This window comes from Pseudomonas sp. NPDC089406 (assembly GCF_044900265.1).
Taxonomy (GTDB): Bacteria; Pseudomonadota; Gammaproteobacteria; order Pseudomonadales; family Pseudomonadaceae; genus Aquipseudomonas; species Aquipseudomonas fakonensis.
Genome location: NZ_JBJDNC010000033.1, coordinates 1 through 18,510, shown reverse-complemented (window position 1 = coordinate 18,510; position 18,510 = coordinate 1). Strand labels below are relative to the sequence as shown.

At 66.6% G+C, this 18,510-nt stretch carries 17 protein-coding genes; 9 read left to right on the top strand and 8 right to left on the bottom strand.

Going from position 1 to position 18,510, the window contains the following annotated elements; translation table 11 throughout:
- Positions 1-25: 25 nt before the first annotated feature.
- The 7 genes from ACI2KK_RS21290 to ACI2KK_RS21260 all read right to left on the bottom strand — a co-directional run bounded on the left by ACI2KK_RS21290 (position 26) and on the right by ACI2KK_RS21260 (position 8,185).
- Positions 26-1,039: a chemotaxis response regulator protein-glutamate methylesterase gene (locus tag ACI2KK_RS21290; protein ID WP_217840014.1), complete on the bottom strand. Its 1,014-nt coding sequence runs from the start codon at positions 1,037-1,039 to the stop codon at positions 26-28.
- Positions 1,036-3,324, bottom strand: coding sequence for a hybrid sensor histidine kinase/response regulator (locus tag ACI2KK_RS21285; RefSeq protein WP_404670465.1), 2,289 nt, complete (start codon positions 3,322-3,324; stop codon positions 1,036-1,038). The genes ACI2KK_RS21290 and ACI2KK_RS21285 overlap by 4 nt, the downstream gene beginning before the upstream one ends.
- Positions 3,321-3,989, bottom strand: a complete 669-nt coding sequence (locus tag ACI2KK_RS21280) for a chemotaxis protein CheW (RefSeq protein ID WP_404670464.1) — start codon at positions 3,987-3,989, stop codon at positions 3,321-3,323. The genes ACI2KK_RS21285 and ACI2KK_RS21280 overlap by 4 nt, the downstream gene beginning before the upstream one ends.
- Positions 3,986-5,227 (bottom strand): CheR family methyltransferase, encoded by a 1,242-nt coding sequence (locus ACI2KK_RS21275; protein WP_404670463.1) that lies wholly within the window; start codon positions 5,225-5,227, stop codon positions 3,986-3,988. Before ACI2KK_RS21275 ends, ACI2KK_RS21280 begins: the two co-directional genes overlap by 4 nt.
- Complete coding sequence (locus ACI2KK_RS21270; RefSeq protein ID WP_217886242.1) at positions 5,224-5,745, bottom strand: chemotaxis protein CheW; 522 nt, start codon at positions 5,743-5,745, stop codon at positions 5,224-5,226. The genes ACI2KK_RS21275 and ACI2KK_RS21270 overlap by 4 nt, the downstream gene beginning before the upstream one ends.
- Positions 5,746-5,750: 5 nt before the next feature.
- The gene (locus ACI2KK_RS21265) at positions 5,751-7,373 is read right to left on the bottom strand and encodes a methyl-accepting chemotaxis protein (RefSeq protein WP_217840019.1); all 1,623 of its coding nucleotides are present in this window, start codon (positions 7,371-7,373) and stop codon (positions 5,751-5,753) included.
- 128 nt (positions 7,374-7,501) lie between these two features.
- Positions 7,502-8,185, bottom strand: coding sequence for a tellurite resistance TerB family protein (locus ACI2KK_RS21260; RefSeq protein ID WP_404670462.1), 684 nt, complete (start codon positions 8,183-8,185; stop codon positions 7,502-7,504).
- A 155-nt stretch (positions 8,186-8,340) separates the two neighbouring features.
- Here ACI2KK_RS21260 and ACI2KK_RS21255 point away from each other — a divergent pair, with 155 nt between their 5' ends.
- The 9 genes from ACI2KK_RS21255 to ACI2KK_RS21215 all read left to right on the top strand — a co-directional run bounded on the left by ACI2KK_RS21255 (position 8,341) and on the right by ACI2KK_RS21215 (position 17,121).
- Entirely contained in the window at positions 8,341-9,255 is a 915-nt protein-coding gene (locus ACI2KK_RS21255) for a LysR family transcriptional regulator (protein ID WP_217886245.1), read from the top strand.
- A gap of 100 nt (positions 9,256-9,355) precedes the next feature.
- The gene (locus tag ACI2KK_RS21250) at positions 9,356-10,816 is read left to right on the top strand and encodes a gamma-aminobutyraldehyde dehydrogenase (RefSeq protein ID WP_404670461.1); all 1,461 of its coding nucleotides are present in this window, start codon (positions 9,356-9,358) and stop codon (positions 10,814-10,816) included.
- A gap of 84 nt (positions 10,817-10,900) precedes the next feature.
- Positions 10,901-12,040: a putative ABC transporter substrate-binding protein YdcS gene (gene ydcS / locus ACI2KK_RS21245; RefSeq protein ID WP_404670460.1), complete on the top strand. Its 1,140-nt coding sequence runs from the start codon at positions 10,901-10,903 to the stop codon at positions 12,038-12,040.
- Between the two features lie 142 nt (positions 12,041-12,182).
- Positions 12,183-13,208: an ABC transporter ATP-binding protein gene (locus ACI2KK_RS21240; RefSeq protein WP_369987848.1), complete on the top strand. Its 1,026-nt coding sequence runs from the start codon at positions 12,183-12,185 to the stop codon at positions 13,206-13,208.
- A complete protein-coding gene (locus ACI2KK_RS21235; RefSeq protein WP_404670459.1) occupies positions 13,205-14,155 on the top strand; it encodes an ABC transporter permease in 951 nt (316 codons plus the stop codon). Before ACI2KK_RS21240 ends, ACI2KK_RS21235 begins: the two co-directional genes overlap by 4 nt.
- Positions 14,145-14,951, top strand: coding sequence for an ABC transporter permease (locus ACI2KK_RS21230; RefSeq protein WP_217840026.1), 807 nt, complete (start codon positions 14,145-14,147; stop codon positions 14,949-14,951). The genes ACI2KK_RS21235 and ACI2KK_RS21230 overlap by 11 nt, the downstream gene beginning before the upstream one ends.
- Positions 14,952-14,968: 17 nt before the next feature.
- On the top strand, positions 14,969-16,393 hold the full coding sequence (locus tag ACI2KK_RS21225) for a gamma-aminobutyraldehyde dehydrogenase (protein WP_404670458.1): 1,425 nt from the start codon (positions 14,969-14,971) through the stop codon (positions 16,391-16,393).
- Between the two features lie 144 nt (positions 16,394-16,537).
- Complete coding sequence (locus ACI2KK_RS21220; protein WP_217840028.1) at positions 16,538-16,792, top strand: type II toxin-antitoxin system HicA family toxin; 255 nt, start codon at positions 16,538-16,540, stop codon at positions 16,790-16,792.
- Positions 16,789-17,121: a type II toxin-antitoxin system HicB family antitoxin gene (locus ACI2KK_RS21215; protein ID WP_404670457.1), complete on the top strand. Its 333-nt coding sequence runs from the start codon at positions 16,789-16,791 to the stop codon at positions 17,119-17,121. Before ACI2KK_RS21220 ends, ACI2KK_RS21215 begins: the two co-directional genes overlap by 4 nt.
- Position 17,122: 1 nt before the next feature.
- On the opposite strand, the gene ACI2KK_RS21210 is transcribed toward ACI2KK_RS21215, so the two are convergent.
- Positions 17,123-18,229: an NADH:flavin oxidoreductase/NADH oxidase gene (locus tag ACI2KK_RS21210; protein WP_404670456.1), complete on the bottom strand. Its 1,107-nt coding sequence runs from the start codon at positions 18,227-18,229 to the stop codon at positions 17,123-17,125.
- Positions 18,230-18,510: the final 281 nt, after the last annotated feature.

Genomic DNA, 18,510 nt, shown 5'->3' with positions numbered 1-18,510 from the left:
AGGCGGCGTGAATCATTACAAGTCGTCATTTCGAATAGACTTCCATCAGTCGCCCGGCGATACGCTCCAACGGACGGATTTCCACTGCCGCATTGATTGCTGCGGCAGCCTTGGGCATACCGTACACCGCACTGCTCTGCTGGTCCTGGGCGATGGTCAGAAAGCCGCGCTCGCGCATCAGCTTCAAACCCTGGGCGCCATCGCGGCCCATACCGGTGAGCAACACGCCTACCGCTTCACCGGCCCAGTAGCGTGCCACGCTTTCGAAGAACACGTCGATCGACGGCCGGTAGATTTCGTTGACCGGCTCGGCAGTGTAGGCCAGCTGGCCGTTCTGCAGCAGGCGGATATGGTGGTTGGTGCCGGCCAGCAGGACCTGGCCCGGCTGCGGCGGCTCGCCTTCGCGGGCCAGGCGCACCGGCAGGCCACTGGCCGAGGCCAGCCATTCGGCCATGCCGGCGGCAAAGACCTGGTCGACGTGCTGCACCAGCACGATGGCCGCCGGGAAGGTTCGCGGCAGCCCCTTGAGCAGCACCTCCAGCGCTGCCGGCCCGCCGGCAGACGAGCCGATCGCCACCAGGCCCTGGCGCTGCGCGGCTTCGCGCACCGGCGCCGGCACCGCGCGCGGCGCGCTGGGCCGCTGCTGGCCGATCAGCCAGGCGATGTTGAGGATCTTGCGCAGCAGCGGCGCCGCTGCTTCGCGCGGGTCACCGGCGCCCAGGGCCGGGGTGTCGACCACATCCAGCGCGCCGTGGCCCATGGCCTCGAACACCCGGTGCACGTTCTGCTTGCGGTCGACAGTGACGATGACGATGGCACAAGGGGTCTCGGCCATGATCCGCCGGGTGGCCTCCACGCCGTCCATCACCGGCATGATCAGGTCCATGAGGATCAGGTCGGGGGTCTGTTCGGCGCAGCGGGCGATGGCCTCGGCGCCATTGCTGGCCACCCACACCACCTGGTGCGCAGGCTCGAAGGCCAGCGCCCGGCGCAGGGCCTCCACGGCCATGGGCATGTCGTTGACGATGGCGATCTTCATCCCTGGGCCCCTCCGATCAGCTCCTCGACGGCATCCAGCAACGCATCGTCATGGAAGCTGGCCTTGGCCAGATAATAGTCGGCGCCGGCATCCAGTCCACGCCGGCGATCTTCCTCGCGGTCCTTGTACGACACCACCATCACCGGCAGCGATTGCAGGCGGTGGTCGCGGCGCACCAGGGTGACCAGCTCGATACCGTCCATGCGCGGCATGTCGATGTCGGTGATCAGCAGGTCGAAGTCATCGCTGCGCAGGGCGTTCCAGCCGTCCATGCCATCCACCGCCACCGCCACGTCGTAGCCGCGGTGGCTCAACAGCTTGCGCTGCAGCTCGCGCACGGTCAGCGAGTCGTCCACCACCAGCACGCGCTTGCGGGCCACCCCACGCCCACCTTTGGCGCCGCGCTCGATGCGCTCCAGGCGGCCGGTGCTGAGCAGTTTTTCCACCGAGCGCAGCAGGTCTTCGACGTCGATGATCAGCACCACCGAGCCATCGTCGAGCAGGGCGCCGGACGAGATGTCCTGAACCTTGCCCAACCGCGGGTCGAGCGGCATCACCACCAACACCCGCTCGCCGATCAGCCGCTGCACGGCCACCCCGTACAGCTGGTCGCGCTCGCGGATCACCACCACCCGCAGGCTGTGCCCCTCGTCCTGGGTGGCCGGGCGGTTGAGTAACTGGCTGGCCGCCACCAGGCCGATATGCCGGCCTTCGTGCCAGAAGTGCTGGCGCCCCTCTATCTGCACGATATCCTCGGCCGCCACATCCAGGGTGCGTTCGATATGCGCCAGGGGGAAGGCATAGGCCTCGCCGCCCTCCTCCACCACCAGGCTGCGCACCACCGACAGGGTCAACGGCACTTCGAGGTGGAAGCAGCAGCCCTGCCCGGCCACCTGGGTCAGCTCGATGGCGCCGCGCAATTCGCGCACCATGTGCTGCACCGCATCCAGCCCGACGCCGCGCCCGGACACTTCGGTCACCTTGTCGCGCAGGCTGAAGCCCGGCAGGAACAAGAAGCTCAACAGCTCCGCCTCGCTCATCTGCGCCACGGTATCGGCCGGCGACAGGCCGCGCTCGACGATGCTGCGGCTCAGGCGCTGCAGGTCGATACCGGCCCCGTCGTCGGTCAGCTCCAGCACCAGCAGCCCGGCCTGGTGCGAGGCGCGCAGGCGCACCGTGCCCTCCTCGGGCTTGCCGGCCAGCAGGCGCCGCTCGGACGATTCGATGCCATGGTCGACGGCGTTGCGCAAAAGGTGAGTGAGCGGCGCTTCGAGCTTTTCCAGCACATCGCGGTCGACCTGGGTCTTCTCGCCCTCGACCACCAGGCGCACCGGTTTGCCCAGCGAGCGGCCAAGGTCGCGGACCATGCGGCTCTGCCCGTTCAGCACATCGGCGAACGGGCGCATACGGCAGGCCAGCGCGGTGTCGTACAGCAGTTGCGCACGCTGGCTGGCCTGCCAGCCGAACTCGTCGAGGTCGGTGGCCTGCTGCAGCAAAATCTGCTGGGTTTCGGCCAGCAGTTGCTGGGTTTGCGCCAGGGCCTGCAGCACTTCGGCATTTTGCCCGCTGGCTTCCAGCTGGGCCTTGAGCCCGTCCAGCGCGCGCATGCCCTGGCCGTGCATGCGCTTGAGGCGCTGCAAGGTGGCCAGGTAGGGCTTCAGGCGCTGGGTCTCGACCAGGGATTTGCTTGACAGGTCGAGCAGGCTGTTCAGGCGGTCGGCGGTGACCCGCAACACCCGCTCGCCGCTCTCGCCGGTGCGCTTGCCGGCTTTGCGCGTTGCGGATGGCTCAGGCTCGGCGGCAGGTTCAGGCAGCGGCTCGCTGGCCACAGGCGGTTCGGGCAGCGCAGGTGCAGCCGGTGCTGGGGCGGCCGGCACAGGCAATGCTTGCGCGGCGGCCGGGTCCAGCAGGCCTGCAAGCTGTGCCAGAAACGCCGGCACCGCAGCCTCGCCCCCCGGGTCGCCGGGGGTGGCGATGCGCATCAACAGGTCGGTGCCCTGCAGCAGCGCGTCGATATGCTCCGGGCGCAGCAGCAGGCGGCCTTCCTGGGCGGCCACCAGGCAGTCTTCCATCACATGGGCGACGCTGACCCCGGCATCGATGCCGACGATCCGCGCCGCGCCCTTGAGCGAGTGGGCCGCGCGCATGCAGGCCTCGAGCTGGTCGGGCTGCGCCGGGTTGCGCTCCAGCGCCATCAGGCCGGCGCTGAGCACCTGGGTTTGCGCCTCGGCCTCCAGGCTGAACAGCTCGAGCAGCGAAGCGTCGCGCATTTGCTCGGGGGTCATGACAGGCTCCGCTTCACGGCTTGCAGTAAATGGTCTTCGTCCAGCACCCGCACGCTGCGGCTGCGCCATTGCAGCACGGCGGCGGTGAAGTGAGCGGTGTCGCGGCCTTGGTCGAGGTGCGCCGGGTCGAGCCGGTGAATGCCGTCGATCTCGTCCACCGGCACCACCACCGGCCCGCCCTCGGCGGCCAGGATCAGCATACGTGGCAGGTTGCGCCCGCTGCGCTCGCCGGCAGGCTCGCCCGCCACGCCCAGCAGGTCAGCCAGCGACAGGCACGGCACCAGTGCACCGCGCACATTGGCCACCCCCTGCAGCACCCGCGAGCGCTGGTGCGGCAGCGAATGCACCGGCTGCGCCGGGGCGATCTCGGCCAGGCAAACGGTGGGCAGCGCCAGCCATTCCTCACCCAGGCGGAACAGCAGCATCGAGCGGCCAGTGGCCGGTTCTTGCGCTGCCACCGGGGCGGCCAGCACGTCATCCGCGACCAGCGCGTAGCGGTCCAGCAAGCGGGTGGCGGCAGAGGCGTACACCTCGCAGTTGCGGCAGTGGATATGCCGCGCAAGCAACGGGCATTGTTTGTCGCCGTGCACGCCGATGCGGTTCCAGCAATCGTCGATGGCCTCGTCTTCGTGGGCAATCACTTGCATGTCCAGGCCGGTGCTCATCGTTCAGACTCCCGGCCGACCCGTGCTGCGCGCTCCTGCAAGCGCCGGGCGCCTGCTGCATCGCCTTGCGCGGCAAGCAGCGCCGCCAGGTGTATCAGTGTCTCGGGGTGCTGGGGCTCCAGATACAGGGCCTTGCGGTAGTGGACGATGGCCTGGGTGGCATCGCCTTCGGTGTCGCTGAGCAGGCCCAGCCAGTAGTACACCTGGGCCTTGGGGGCGAACTGCTTGAGGTAGCGCTCGCAGCCGGCACGGGCCTGCTGGCTGTCGCCGCCGTTGGCGGCCTGGGCGATGAGCGCCAGCAACTGCGCTTCGCTTTCACGGGCTGGTGCGGGTTGCGGCGCAGGGCTGGCCGGGCGCGGAGCCCGGGGCGCCAATGGCACTACCTTCGGCACTGTGGGCTGGCGCTGCGGGCGCTCGGTTTTTTCAGTGGGCGCGGGTGCCGGGTCGGCCTGGCGTACATAGGCGAACGACTGGGGGATACCCACCGGGCGCATGCCTAGGCGCGCCAGCAGGCTGCCCTCGGCCGGGCCGATGAACAGCACGCCCTGGGCATGGGTCAGGCGCTTGAGTACCTCGAACACCTGCTGCTGGGTCGGCACGTCGAAATAGATCAACAGGTTGCGGCAGAACACGAAGTCGTACAGCCCGTCGCGGCTTTTCAGCGCCGGGTCCAGCACATTGCCCGCCTGCAGGCTCACCTGGCGGCGTACCCGCTCATCCAGGCGGTGAACCTCGCCTTCGGTGCTGAAGTGCCGCTCGCGAAACGCCAGGTCACTGCCACGGAACGAGTTGCGGCCGTACTCGGCCTGCTGCGCCTTGGCCACCGAGTTGGGGCTGATGTCCATGGCGTCGATCAGGAAGCTGGCCGGTAACAGGCCGCCGTCGAGCAAAGCCATGGCAATCGAATAGGGTTCCTCGCCGGTGGAGCACGGCAGGCTGAGGATGCGCAGCGGCCGCGCCCCGGCCAGTTCCGCCTGGCGCTTGCGGGCAAGGGTCAGCAAGGCGTCGAAGGATTCGGGGTAGCGGAAGAACCAGGTCTCGGGGACGATCACCGCCTCGATCAAGGCCTGCTGCTCGGCCGCCGACTGGCGCAGGCGCACCCAGTAGTCGTCCAGGTCTGTTGCCTGCACGGCCTGGCTGCGCTGGTGCAGGGCGCGCTCGACCATGGCCACGCCGACCGACTCCACGTCCAGGCCGATGCGCTCCTGCAAAAAGCGGAAGAACCGTTGTTCGCTCATGCGCGCTCCTGCCCTGGCTCATCGGGGAACAGCAACGGGCGCACGGCTTCGGGCAGCAGGTCCTGCACGCGAATGCGCTGCAACAGCCCGGCGGCGTCCTGGCGCACCGGCCCCAGGTACGGCGCTTCGGCGTTGTCCAGGCCGTAGGGCTGGAACTCCTCAGGCTGGCAGCGCAGGGTGTCGGTGGCCTGTTCGAGCACCAGCCCCAGTTGCAGGCCCGGGCGCAGCGGGTCGCCGTCGTAACGCACCAGCACCAGGCGGGTGCTGCTGCGGGCCGCTGCCGGGGTGGCGAAGCACAGCGCCGACAGGTCGATCACCGGCACCAGCTCACCGCGGTGCGCCAATATGCCGGCGACCCAGGCCGGGGCCTGGGGGATCGGCTTGAGCGGGCGGCGTGGCAGCACTTCGATCACCTCGCGCACGTCCAGCGCAAAGCGCTGCTGGCCAATGCGAAACTGCAGGTACAGCACGCCCTTGGCGGCGGCCGTGCGCTCCTCGCGCGGATGCAGGTCGGTCATGGTCGTCAGACTTTGAAGCGCGACACACCGCCACGCAGGCCGGCCGCCACCTGGCTCAGCTCATCGATGGCGAAGCTGGCCTGGCGCAACGACTCCACCGTCTGCGTGCTGGCATCGCTGAGCTGGGCCAGGGCCTGGTTGATCTGCTCGGCACCGGTGGCCTGGGCCTGCATGCCTTCGTTGACCATCAGCACCCGCGGCGCCAGCGCCTGCACCTGGTGGATGATCTGGCTCAGTTGCTCGCCCACCTGCTGCACCTCGAACATGCCGCGGCGCACTTCTTCGGAGAACTTGTCCATACCCATCACCCCGGCCGACACCGCCGACTGGATCTCGCGCACCATCTGCTCGATATCGTAGGTGGCCACGGCGGTCTGGTCGGCCAGGCGGCGCACTTCGGTGGCCACCACGGCAAAGCCGCGGCCGTACTCGCCGGCCTTTTCCGCCTCGATGGCAGCGTTGAGCGACAGCAGGTTAGTCTGGTCGGCCACCTTGACGATGGTCACCACCATCTGGGTGATGTTGCCGGCCTTCTCGTTGAGGATGCCCAGCTTGGCGTTGACCAGCTCGGCGGCGCCCATCACCTGGTGCATGGTTTCTTCCATGCGCGCCAGGCCCTGTTGGCCGGAGCCGGCCAGGCTCGAGGCCTGGTCGGCGGCGCTGGTGACCTCGGTCATGGTGCGCACCAGGTCGCGCGAGGTGGCGGCGATCTCCCGCGAGGTGGCGCCAATCTCGGTGGTGGTGGCGGCGGTTTCGGTGGCGGTGGCCTGTTGCTGCTTGGAGGTGGCGGCGATTTCGGTGACCGAGGTGGTCACCTGCACCGACGAGCGCTGGGCCTGGGACACCAGGCCCGCCAGCGACTCGGCCATTTCGTTGAAGCCGCTTTCGATGGCGCCGAACTCGTCCTTGCGGTCCAGGCTCAGGCGCATGCTCAAATCGCCCGAGCGCAGGCGGTCGAGGGCGTGGACGATGCGCTGCATGGGCGCGGTGATGGCGCGCATCAGCAGCAGGCCACATACGCCGGCGGCGATGATCGCCAGCACCAGCGACACCATCATGCTGACCTTGGCCGTGGCCACGGCGTTGACGATTTCATTGGTGGCGGCATCGGCCGATTCGCGGTTGCGCTCGATCACCCCGTTCAGGTGGCTGCGCCCCTCGTTCCAGGCCGGGGTCAGCACCTCGGCGATCAGGCGCTGGGCTTCGCTGTAGTCATGCTTGCGGTAGGCGTCGAGAACCTGGGCCACCAACTTGATGTAGACCTCTTCCTGGCGGGTGAAGAGATCGAAGGCTGCCTGGTCGTCGGCACTGCGGATAGTGCCCTGGTAGCTGGCCATATGCTTTTTCAAGCGCTCGTCGAAGCTCTTGAACAGCTCAAGGTCCGCCGAGGTGATTTCGCGGTGGTTCGACAGCCCCACCAACTGCTGGCTGGTGACATAGCTGTCGACCCAGGCGCTGCGGATCATCGAGCTGTAGTAGACCCCGGGGATGCTGTCGGAGCCTACTGCTTCTTCACTGGACTCGATCGCCAGCAGCCTTGAGTAGGCTGCCACGATCATCAGCAACATGATGGCGATGATCACGGCGAAACTTGCCAGGATCCGTTGGCGCAAGGTCCAGTTCTTCACATTCAGCCCTCAGGAATTCGTCACAAGCGGGAAAAATCGCCGAAGTATAGCCCAGGCTTCCTACGCTTTTGCGGCTGAATGCTGCTGTATTCGGGCTTAGCTGCCCCGCGAACTGGCCAAATGCCAGTTCATTGACCGGCGGCAAGCCGAACCTGGTTCTCCAGTTCCTGGCGCAGTGCCGGGTCCAGGCGCAGTTGGCGGGCCAGCTCGTCCAGGTAGGCGCGCTCCATGAAGTTCTCCTGATCGACCATCATCACGCTGGCCAGGTACATCTCGGCGGCCATTTCCGGGGTTTGCGCGGCGCGGGCCACCTCGGCCGGGTCCAGCGGCTTGTTCAGCTCGGCGTGCAGCCAGTGCTGCAGTTCGCGGTCGCTGTCCAGGCGGGTGAACTCGCCCTCGATCAAGGCCCGCTCGCGCTCGTCGATATGGCCGTCGGACTTGGCCGCCGCCACCAGCGCGCGCAGTACCGCCTGGCTGTGCTGCTCGGCCTGGGCCGGCGGCAGGCGGTCGAGGGTCTGCGGTTCGTGGTTGCCGGCGCCCTGGCGGGTCTGCCAGTTGCCGTAGGCCTTGTAGGCCAGCACGCCAAGGGCGGCAAGGCCACCATAGGTGAGCACCTTGCCGCCGTACTTGCGGGCCTTCTTGTTGCCCATCAGCAGGCCCATGGCGCCAGCTGCCAAGGCGCCACCGCCAGCACCGGAAAGCAGGCCGCCCAGGCCGCCGCTGGTGGATTTGCCAGCACTCTTGCTGGTTTGGTTGCCGAGCAGTTCCTGGCCGGACTTGAGCAGTTGGTCGAGCAGACCCCGGGTGTTCATCGTTGCGTCTCCACGGTGCGAAAAAGAGGCCACCAGAGTAGGACGGCGCCCGAGGTTAGCCACCTGAACAAATGCTTCCGGATGTTGCGCCTGCCATCGATAAAAACGAACTATGCTGGCCTCAGCCGATAAAACTCATAAGAAGCCAGCCCCCCATGATGACCCTGCGCCAGATCCGGCACTTCATCGCTGTTGCCGAGACCGGCTCCATCTCCGCCGCCGCCCAGGCGGTGTTCATTTCGCAGTCCACCCTGACCCTGGCCATCCAGCAACTGGAGCAGGAAATCGGCGTGCTGCTGTTCAACCGCCACGCCAAGGGCATGACCCTGACCCACCAGGGCCACCAGTTTTTGCGCCAGGCGCACCTGATTCTGGCCACCGTCGACAACGCCAAGCGCAGCCTGCAACAAAGCACCGACCAGGTGTCGGGCCAGTTGACCATCGGCGTCACCAGCCTGGTGGCCGGTTACTACCTGGCCGACCTGCTGACCCGCTTTCAACGTGCCTACCCCAACGTGGCACTGCGGGTGGTGGAGGACGAGCGGCCGTATATCGAGCACCTGCTGGTCAGCGGCGAAATCGACGTGGCGGTACTGATTTTGTCCAACCTCGAAGACCGCATGGCGCTACAGACCGAAGTGCTGACCCACTCGCCGCACCGCCTGTGGCTGCCGGCCCAGCACCCGCTGCTGGAGCAGGACAGCATCAGCCTGGCCGATGTCGCCGAGCAGCCCTTGATTCAGCTGAACGTCGACGAAATGGAGCACAACGCCCGGCGCATGTGGGCCAGCGCCGGGCTGCAGGCCAACGTCAGCCTGCGCACCGCCTCCACCGAGGCCGTGCGCAGCCTGGTGGCAGCGGGGCTCGGGGTGTCGATCCAGCCGGACATGACCTACCGCCCCTGGTCGCTGGAAGGCGACATCATCGAGGCCCGGCCGCTGGCCGACCTCAACCAGACCCTCGACGTCGGCCTGGCCTGGCGCCGGGGCACCGCGCGCCCGGCACTGGTGGACCCGTTCCTCACCGTGGCCCGGGAGCAGCCGGCCGGCGGGCGCAAGCATTCGATTTAATCGATGGCCACCTTCTTTATTTCGAATTTGTAGGCAGGCCCCGGGCGCTCTAGGCTGACTCAACGGCAACACCTCCAATAACAGCCAAAGTGAGCCTGCGATGCCTGGTACCCCTACCCCGCTGTGCACCGCGTTGCTCATCGATGGCGAGCTGGTCGAAGGCTGCGGGCCGGCAGAACCGATCCTCAACCCGGCCAGCGGCGAAACCCTGGTGCGCATTGCCGAGGCCGGCGTCGAACAGGTCGAGGCCGCCATCGTCGCCGCCCAGCGGGCCTTTGCCGGCTGGGCCCGGACCACCCCGCAACAACGCTCGGGCGTGCTGCTGGAAATCGCCGACGCCCTGCTGCGCCAGCAGGAACAACTGGCCCGCCTCGAGGCGCTGAACTGCGGCAAACCCCTGCACCTGGCCCGCCAGGATGACCTGGCTGCGGCCATCGACGTGTTCCGCTTCTTCGCCGGCGCCGTGCGCTGCCAGACCGGCCAACTGGCCGGCGAATACCTGCCCGGCTACACCAGCCTGGTGCGCCGCGACCCGCTGGGGGTGGTGGCGTCCATCGCGCCGTGGAACTACCCGATCATGATGGCCGCCTGGAAGATCGCCCCGGCCCTGGCGGCAGGCAACACCCTGGTGTTCAAGCCCTCCGAACACACCCCGCTGTCGATTCTGGCATTGGCGCCGGCGCTCAACGAGCTGCTGCCGCCCGGCGTGCTGAATATCGTCTGTGGCGGCGGCGAGAGTGTTGGCAGCCACCTGGTGAGCCACCCGGCGGTGCGCATGGTGTCGCTGACCGGCGATATCGTCACCGGGCAGAAGATCCTCCAGGCCGCCTCGCGCACCCTCAAGCGCACCCACCTGGAGCTGGGCGGCAAGGCGCCGGTGATCGTCTGCGACGACGCCGACCTTGAGGCGGTGGTGGCCGGCGTGCGCGCCTACGGCTACTACAACGCCGGCCAGGACTGTACCGCCGCCTGCCGCATCTATGCCCAGGCCGGCATCCACGACCGCCTGGTCGAGGAACTGGGCGCCGCTGTTGCCTCGCTGCGGTTTGCCGGCAAGCGCGACGCCGACAACGAGATCGGCCCGCTGATCACCCCGCGCCAGCGCGACCGCGTGGCCAGCTTTGTCGAACGCGCCCTGGGCCAGCCGCATATCGAACGGGTGACCGGCGCCGCCGTGCATTCCGGGCCCGGCTTCTACTATCAACCCACGCTGCTGGCCGGCTGCCGGCAACACGACGAGATCGTCCAGCGCGAGGTGTTCGGCCCGGTGGTCACGGTGACCCGCTTCGAGGGCCTGGCCCAGGCAGTGGACTGGGCCAACGAGTCGGAATACGGCCTGGCCTCGTCGGTATGGACGCAGAACCTGGACAAGGCCATGCAGGTGGCCAACCGCTTGCAGTACGGCTGCACCTGGATCAACAGCCACTTCATGCTGGCCAGCGAAATGCCCCACGGCGGCCTGAAGCGCTCGGGCTATGGCAAGGATCTGTCCAGCGACTCACTGCAGGACTACAGCGTGGTGCGCCACATCATGGCGCGCCACGGCGAGCACCTGGAGTAACCCCGTACAACACGCAATCAACGATGGCTTCACCGCTTTGCTTGACGACTGCCCCGACCACAATTTCGAACAAGAGGGAACATCATGTCAGTGCACAAGACCATTTTGCTCGGCGCCCTGCTGGCCAGTGCCGGCGCGCAGGCCGCCGGGCTGCCGCAGAAGCTCGGCGCCAGTGAAGGGCAGCTGGATATCATCGCCTGGCCCGGCTACATCGAGCGCGGTGACAGCGACAAGGCCTACGACTGGGTGACTGGCTTCGAGAAGCAGACCGGCTGCAAGGTCAACGTGAAGACCGCTGCCACCTCCGACGAGATGGTCAGCCTGATGACCAAGGGCGGCTACGACCTGGTCACCGCCTCTGGCGACGCCTCGCTGCGCCTGGTGGCCGGCAAGCGTGTGCAACCGATCAACACGGCGCTGATCCCCAACTGGAAAAACCTCGACCCGCGCCTGCAAAACGGCGCCTGGTACGTGGTCAAGGACCAGGTGTACGGCACGCCCTACCAGTGGGGCCCGAACGTGCTGCTGTACAACACCAACGTGTTCAAGACACCACCTACCAGCTGGAGCGTGGTGTTCGAGCCGCAGAACCTGCCGGACGGCAAACCCAACAAGGGCCGCGTGCAGGCCTACGACGGGCCGATCTACATCGCCGATGCCGCGCTGTACCTGAAGTCGGCCAAGCCTGAACTGGGTATCCAGAACCCCTACGAGCTGACCGAGATGCAATACAAGGCGGTGCTCGACCTGCTGCGCCAGCAGCAACCGCTGATTCACCGCTACTGGCATGACGCGACGGTGCAGATGAGCGACGTGAAGAACGAAGGCGTGGCGGCCACCAGTTCGTGGGGCTACATGGTCAACGGCCTGCAGGCCGACAAGCAGCCGGTGGCCTCGGTGGTGCCGAAGGAAGGCGCCACTGGCTGGGCCGACACCACCATGCTGCACGCCGAAGCCAAGCACCCCAACTGCGCCTACCAGTGGATGGACTGGTCGCTGCAACCGAAGGTGCAGGGTGACGTAGCCGCCTGGTTCGGCTCGTTGCCGGCGGTGCCAGCAGCCTGCACCGGCAGCGAACTGCTGGGGGCCGAGGGCTGCAAGACCAACGGCTTCGACAACTTCGACAAGATCGCCTTCTGGAAAACCCCGCAGGCCGAGGGCGGCAAGTTCGTGCCCTACAGCCGCTGGACCCAGGATTACATCGCGATCATGGGTGGACGATAACCCCCTCACCAAGCGTACCGCGCACCCTGTGGGAGCGGGTTCACCCGCGAAGCATGCAACGCGGTGCATGGCACCGGCCTGACGGCCGGTGTTCGCGGGTAAACCCGCTCCCACAGAAATCTGTCCCAGCCGGAGCCGCACCATGCCCCCAGCAGTCCAGTTCACCCAGGTTTGCCGCACCTTCGGCGAGGTCAAGGCAGTCGACCAGGTCAGTATCGACATCCACGATGGCGAATTCTTCTCCATGCTCGGCCCTTCGGGTTCGGGCAAGACCACCTGCCTGCGCCTGATCGCCGGCTTCGAGCAGCCCAGCAGCGGCTCGATCCGCATCCACGGCAGCGAGGCCGCCGGCCTGCCGCCGTACCAGCGCGACGTGAACACGGTGTTCCAGGACTACGCGCTGTTCCCGCACATGAACGTGCGCGACAACGTCGCCTATGGCCTCAAGGTCAAGGGCGTGGCCAAGGCCGAGCGCCATGCCCGCGCCGACGAGGCGCTGGCCATGGTCGCCCTGGGTGACTACGGTGCGCGCAAGCCGGCGCAGTTGTCCGGCGGGCAGCGCCAGCGCGTAGCCCTGGCCCGGGCACTGGTCAACCGCCCGCGGGTGCTGCTGCTCGACGAACCCCTCGGCGCCCTCGACCTGAAGCTGCGCGAGCAGATGCAGGGCGAGCTGAAAAAACTCCAGCGCCAGTTGGGCATCACCTTCATTTTCGTCACCCACGACCAGACCGAAGCGCTGTCGATGTCCGACCGGGTGGCGGTGTTCAACCGCGGGCGCATCGAGCAGGTGGACACCCCGCGCAACCTGTACATGAAGCCAGCCACAACGTTTGTGGCCGAGTTCGTCGGCACCTCCAACGTGCTGCGTGGCGAGCTGGCGCAACAGCTCAGCGGCAGCCCGCAGCCGTTCTCGATTCGCCCCGAGCACATCCGCCTGGGCGGCCAGCCGGCCAGCCACGAGGTGCAGGTGGCCGGCGTGTTGCACGATATCCAGTACCAGGGCAGCGCCACCCGCTTTGAACTGAAGCTCGACGGCGGACAATTGCTGGCGGTGAGCCAGGCCAACGACCAGTGGCAAGAACAGCCCCACCCCTGGCAGGCCGGCCAGCGCGTGCAAGCCAGCTGGCCGCGTGAGGCGATGACCGCACTGCAGGAAACCCAGCCATGAGCCTGGCCGTGCAAGCCGCCAGCGAGCAACCGGGCAGCTCGGTGCTGCGGCGCCTGTGCAACCTGTTGTACCGGCGCCCCAACCTGTACCTGCTGATGCTGCTGATCCCGCCGCTGCTGTGGTTTGGCGCGATCTACCTGGGCTCGCTGCTGAACCTGTTGTGGCAAGGCTTCTACACCTTCGACGACTTCTCCATGACGGTGTCGCCAGAGCTGACCCTGGCCAACTTCGCCGCGCTGTTCAGCCCGTCGAACTTCGACATCATCCTGCGCACCTTGAGCATGGCCGTGGCCGTGTCGCTGGCCAGCGCCGCGCTGGCCTTCCCCATCGCCTACTACATGGCGCGCTACACCAGCGGGCGCACCAAGGCGTTCTTCTACATCGCGGTGATGATGCCGATGTGGGCCAGCTACATCGTCAAGACCTACGCCTGGACCCTGCTGCTGGCCAAGGGCGGCGTGGCCCAGTGGTTCATCCAGCAGTTGCACCTGGACGGCGTGCTGCAGCTGGTGCTGGGCATCCCCGGGGTGGGCGGCAGCACGCTGTCCACCTCGCACCTGGGGCGCTTTCTGGTGTTCGTGTACATCTGGCTGCCGTTCATGATCCTGCCCATCCAGGCCTCGCTGGAGCGCCTGCCGCCCTCGCTGCTGCAAGCTTCCGCCGACCTTGGCGCGCGGCCCGGGCAGACCTTCCTGCAGGTGGTGCTGCCGCTGTCGGTGCCGGGTATTGCCGCAGGCTCGATCTTCACCTTCTCGCTGACCCTGGGCGACTTCATCGTGCCGCAGCTGGTCGGCCCGCCCGGCTACTTCATCGGCAGCATGGTGTACGCCCAGCAAGGGGCGATCGGCAACATGCCCATGGCGGCAGCCTTCACCCTGGTGCCGATCGTGCTGATTGCCGTTTACCTGTCCATCGTCAAACGCCTGGGGGCCTTCGATGCACTCTGACAAAGCCTCATGGGGCCTGCGCCTGGCGGCCTGGGGCGGGCTGGTGTTCCTGCACTTCCCGATCCTGATCATCCTGCTGTACGCCTTCAACACCGAGGACGCCGCGTTCAGCTTCCCGCCACAAGGCTTCACCCTGAAGTGGTTCAGCGTGGCCTTCGCCCGCCCCGACGTGCTCGAGGCGATCAAGCTGTCGCTTCAGGTGGCGTGCCTGGCCACGCTGATCGCCCTGGTGCTCGGCACCCTGGCTTCGGCGGCGCTGTACCGGCGCGATTTTTTCGGCAAGGAAGGCATCTCGTTGATGCTGATCCTGCCCATCGCCCTGCCCGGCATCATCACCGGTATCGCCCTGCTGTCGGCGTTCAAGAGCCTGGGTATCGAGCCCGGGCTGTTCACCATCGTGGTCGGCCACGCGACCTTCTGCGTGGTGATCGTCTACAACAACGTCATCGCCCGCCTGCGGCGCACCTCGCAGAGCCTGATCGAAGCCTCGATGGACCTGGGCGCCGATGGCTGGCAAACCTTCCGCTACATCATCCTGCCCAACCTCGGTTCGGCCCTGCTGGCCGGCGGCATGCTGGCCTTCGCCCTGTCGTTCGACGAAATCATCGTCACCACCTTCACCGCCGGCAACGAACGCACTCTGCCGATCTGGCTGCTCAACCAGCTCAGCCGCCCGCGTGACGTGCCGGTGACCAACGTGGTCGCCATGCTGGTGATGCTGGTGACCATGCTGCCGATACTCGGCGCCTATTACCTGACCCGCGGCGGCGAAAGCGTCGCGGGCAGCGGCAAATGACCCAGGAGGAGTCCCCGATGCAAACCCAAATGCTGATCGACGGCCGTCTCGTAAACGGTGAAGGCCCGGCCTGGACCGTGCTGGACCCGGCCAGAGGCACTGCCCTGGCGCAGATTCTCGAGGCCACCGAGGCCCAGGTCGATATTGCCGTACGCGCCGCAGACCGGGCCTTCGACGGCTGGTCGCAGACTACGCCCAAGGAGCGCTCGGCCGCACTGCTGGCGATTGCCGATGTGATCGAGGCCCATGGCGAGGAGCTGGCCCGGCTGGAGTCACAGAACTGCGGCAAGCCCTATACCGCCGCACTCGGCGACGAGATCCCGGCCATCGCCGATGTGTTCCGCTACTTCGCCGGCGCAGCCCGCTGCCTGGGCGGTTCGGCGGCCGGCGAGTACCTGCCGGGCCACACCTCGATGATCCGCCGCGACCCGCTGGGGGTGGTGGCCTCCATCGCGCCGTGGAACTACCCGCTGATGATGCTGGCGTGGAAGATCGCCCCGGCCCTGGCCGCCGGCAACACCGTGGTGATCAAACCGTCGGAGCTGACCCCGCTGACCGCCCTGCGCCTGGGTGAACTGGTGCAGGGCCTGCTGCCGGCCGGTGTGCTGAACATTCTGTTTGGCCGGGGCCAGACCGTGGGCAACCCGCTGGTCACCCACGCCAAGGTGCGCATGGTGTCGCTGACCGGCTCCATCCCCACCGGCGCGCACATCATCGGCGCCACTGCCGACAGCGTGAAGCGCATGCACATGGAGCTGGGCGGCAAGGCGCCGGTGCTGGTGTTCGACGACGCCGACATCGACGCGGCCATCGACGGCATCCGCACCTTCGGCTTCTACAACGCCGGCCAGGACTGCACCGCCGCCTGCCGGCTGTACGTGCAGAGCGGCATCTACGAGCAGTTCGTCGAGCGCCTGGGCGCGGCCGTTGCCAGCATCAAGCACGGCCTGCAGGAGGCCGAAGGCACCGAGCTGGGCCCGCTGATCAGCGCCCAGCACCGCGACAAGGTGGCCGGCCTGGTGCAGCGCGCCATCGAGCAGCCGCATATCCGCCTGGTCACCGGTGGCAAGGTGATTGCCGGTGATGGCTTCTTCTTCGAGCCCACAGTGCTGGCCGATGCCTTGCAGGATGACGAAATCGTCCGCCACGAAGTGTTCGGCCCGGTGGTGTCGGTGACCCGCTTCACCGATGAGGCCCAGGCACTGGAGTGGGCCAACGATTCCGACTACGGCCTGGCTTCGTCGGTGTGGACCCGCGACAGCGGCCGCGCGCACCGCCTGGCGGCGCGCCTGCAGTACGGCTGCACCTGGGTGAATACGCACTTCATGCTGGTCAGCGAAATGCCCCATGGTGGGCAGAAGCACTCGGGGTATGGGAAGGATATGTCGATGTATGGGCTTGAGGATTACACCTGTGTGCGGCATGTGATGTTCAAGCATTGAGGTCTGCTTGACTCTGGCCGACCAGCCATTCTGAGCCGGTCGGCTTTCCTCTGTTGAACGCAATGACTTTTCCTGCCTGCCAAGACTCCAGCCTCCTACGGCCAAACGCTTGAGCAGATTGTTCTGGTATCACAGACTGATACCATGAATAATCACCAACGCGCTGCACTCGTACTCATTTTCAGCAAGCCTGTTCCCAAGACACTGGATTGGCAGCGCCTGGAATCGTTACTGGTATCCCTTGGTGCCATAACGGTGGAAGGTCGCGGCTCACGTGTACGCTTCGAGCTCAACGGCGCGGTGGCGACATTCCATCGCCCCCACCCGGATCGCCATGCCAAGCCGTACCAGGTAAAGGGAGCTCGCCAGTTCCTCGAGCAGGCAGGAGTCACACCATGAATGTCATGCACTACCGCGGCTATTCAGCCCGCATCGAATACAGCGACGAAGACCAGTTGCTGATTGGCCATGTCACGGGTATCCACGATGTGATCGGCTTCCATGGCGAGTCCATCGGCGAACTGCGCCATGCTTTCGAGGAAGCTGTCGACGATTACCTGGAAACCTGTGAACGCTTGGGCCGAGCGCCACAGAAAGCCTATTCCGGAAAATTGAGCCTGCGCCTGGAACCCACCCTCCACGCCAGCGTGGCTGCCAAAGCCGAGCTGGCGCAGAAAAGCATCAATCAATGGGTCAGCGACATCCTCTTCCAGGCGGCTTGCCGCTAAGTCAGTCGCGCAGGTCCGACTCATGAATCGGGTTGGCCCGGCTGGTGGCGCGCTGGTACTGCGCGGGCCAGGTGGCCTTGTTACCGCCCAGGTCGTCGTCTGCGTGCAACGGCCAGTACGGGTCGCGCAGCAGTTCACGGGCGAGGAAGATCACGTCGGCCTGGCCGGTGCGCAGGATGTGTTCGGCCTGGGCCGGTTCGGTGATCATGCCGACGGTGCCGGTGGCGATTTCCGACTCCTTGCGCACACGCTCGGCAAAGCGGGTCTGGTAACCAGGACCGGTGGGGATCTCGGCGTTGACCGAGGTGCCGCCGGAAGACACGTCGATCAGGTCCACCCCCAGTACCCGCAGGCGGCGCGCCAGCTCGACAGTTTCATCGGGGTTCCAGCCGTCTTCCACCCAGTCGGTGGCCGATACCCGCACGAACAGCGGTAGCTCCTTGGGCCACACTTTGCGCACAGCCTCGGTGACCTGCAGGGTCAGGCGGATGCGGTTTTCGAAGCAGCTGCCGTAGTCGTCGCGGCGCTGGTTGCTCAGCGGCGAGAGGAACTGGTGCAGCAGGTAGCCGTGGGCGGCGTGGATCTCGACCACCTTGAAGCCGGCTTGCAGGGCACGTTCGGTGGCCGCCACGAACGCGGCAATGACGTTCTTTAAATCGTCCTGGCTCAGTTCACGGGGCACGGTGTGTTCGGGGTCGAAGGCGATCTTCGAAGGCCCAACTGGCTGCCAGCCGCCCTCTTCGGGTTTGATGCTGCCGTGCTTGCCCAGCCATGGGCGGTGGGTGCTGGCCTTGCGCCCGGCGTGGGCGAGCTGGATGCCGGGTACGGCGCCCTGGGCGGTGATGAAGCGGGTGATGCGTTGCAGCGGGGGGATCTGCTCTTCGGTCCACAGGCCGAGGTCTTCGGCGGTGATACGGCCATCGGCGGTGACGGCCACGGCTTCGGTGATCACCAGGCCAGCGCCGCCTACCGCGCGGCTGCCCAGATGTACGAGGTGCCAGTCGTTGGCCAGGCCGTCTGCGGCGGAGTACTGGCACATGGGGGAGACGGCGATGCGGTTGGGCAGGGTGAGTTGACGCAGGGTGTAGGGCTCAAGCAACAGGCTCATGAGGGCACCTCCCAGGGACTCCAAATGGTTTGTTCCGGTCCGGGGTTCGTTGTTGGGGTGGGGCCGGTACCGGTTTGATTGAGACTAGACCATGGGGGTGGGGTTCGGATTTTTGGGGTTCGGGTTCGAGTTCGAGGCTTTACGGTGATTGCTTTGGGAGATGTATGCTCATTCATTGACGATAGAGGCTTTTCGTCACCTTTCCGCCCTTACGGCGGCCTACTTTGGTCTTGGCCAAAGTAGGCAAAGCCGCCTGCTCCCATCATCCGGCCCCCTACGCT

Excerpts from the sequence above, each read along its gene's own strand:
- ACI2KK_RS21255 (WP_217886245.1), top strand. The coding sequence starts at position 8,341 with ATGATGACCCTGCGCCAGATCCGGCACTTCATCGCTGTTGCCGAGACC.
- ACI2KK_RS21240 (WP_369987848.1), top strand. The coding sequence starts at position 12,183 with ATGCCCCCAGCAGTCCAGTTCACCCAGGTTTGCCGCACCTTCGGCGAG.
- ydcS (WP_404670460.1), top strand. The coding sequence starts at position 10,901 with ATGTCAGTGCACAAGACCATTTTGCTCGGCGCCCTGCTGGCCAGTGCC.
- ACI2KK_RS21230 (WP_217840026.1), top strand. The coding sequence starts at position 14,145 with ATGCACTCTGACAAAGCCTCATGGGGCCTGCGCCTGGCGGCCTGGGGC.
- ACI2KK_RS21210 (WP_404670456.1), bottom strand. The coding sequence starts at position 18,229 with ATGAGCCTGTTGCTTGAGCCCTACACCCTGCGTCAACTCACCCTGCCC.
- ACI2KK_RS21275 (WP_404670463.1), bottom strand. The coding sequence starts at position 5,227 with ATGAGCGAACAACGGTTCTTCCGCTTTTTGCAGGAGCGCATCGGCCTG.
- ACI2KK_RS21220 (WP_217840028.1), top strand. The coding sequence starts at position 16,538 with ATGAATAATCACCAACGCGCTGCACTCGTACTCATTTTCAGCAAGCCT.
- ACI2KK_RS21280 (WP_404670464.1), bottom strand. The coding sequence starts at position 3,989 with ATGAGCACCGGCCTGGACATGCAAGTGATTGCCCACGAAGACGAGGCC.
- ACI2KK_RS21270 (WP_217886242.1), bottom strand. The coding sequence starts at position 5,745 with ATGACCGACCTGCATCCGCGCGAGGAGCGCACGGCCGCCGCCAAGGGC.
- ACI2KK_RS21215 (WP_404670457.1), top strand. The coding sequence starts at position 16,789 with ATGAATGTCATGCACTACCGCGGCTATTCAGCCCGCATCGAATACAGC.
- ACI2KK_RS21290 (WP_217840014.1), bottom strand. The coding sequence starts at position 1,039 with ATGAAGATCGCCATCGTCAACGACATGCCCATGGCCGTGGAGGCCCTG.
- ACI2KK_RS21250 (WP_404670461.1), top strand. The coding sequence starts at position 9,356 with ATGCCTGGTACCCCTACCCCGCTGTGCACCGCGTTGCTCATCGATGGC.
- ACI2KK_RS21225 (WP_404670458.1), top strand. The coding sequence starts at position 14,969 with ATGCAAACCCAAATGCTGATCGACGGCCGTCTCGTAAACGGTGAAGGC.
- ACI2KK_RS21235 (WP_404670459.1), top strand. The coding sequence starts at position 13,205 with ATGAGCCTGGCCGTGCAAGCCGCCAGCGAGCAACCGGGCAGCTCGGTG.
- ACI2KK_RS21260 (WP_404670462.1), bottom strand. The coding sequence starts at position 8,185 with ATGAACACCCGGGGTCTGCTCGACCAACTGCTCAAGTCCGGCCAGGAA.
- ACI2KK_RS21285 (WP_404670465.1), bottom strand. The coding sequence starts at position 3,324 with ATGACCCCCGAGCAAATGCGCGACGCTTCGCTGCTCGAGCTGTTCAGC.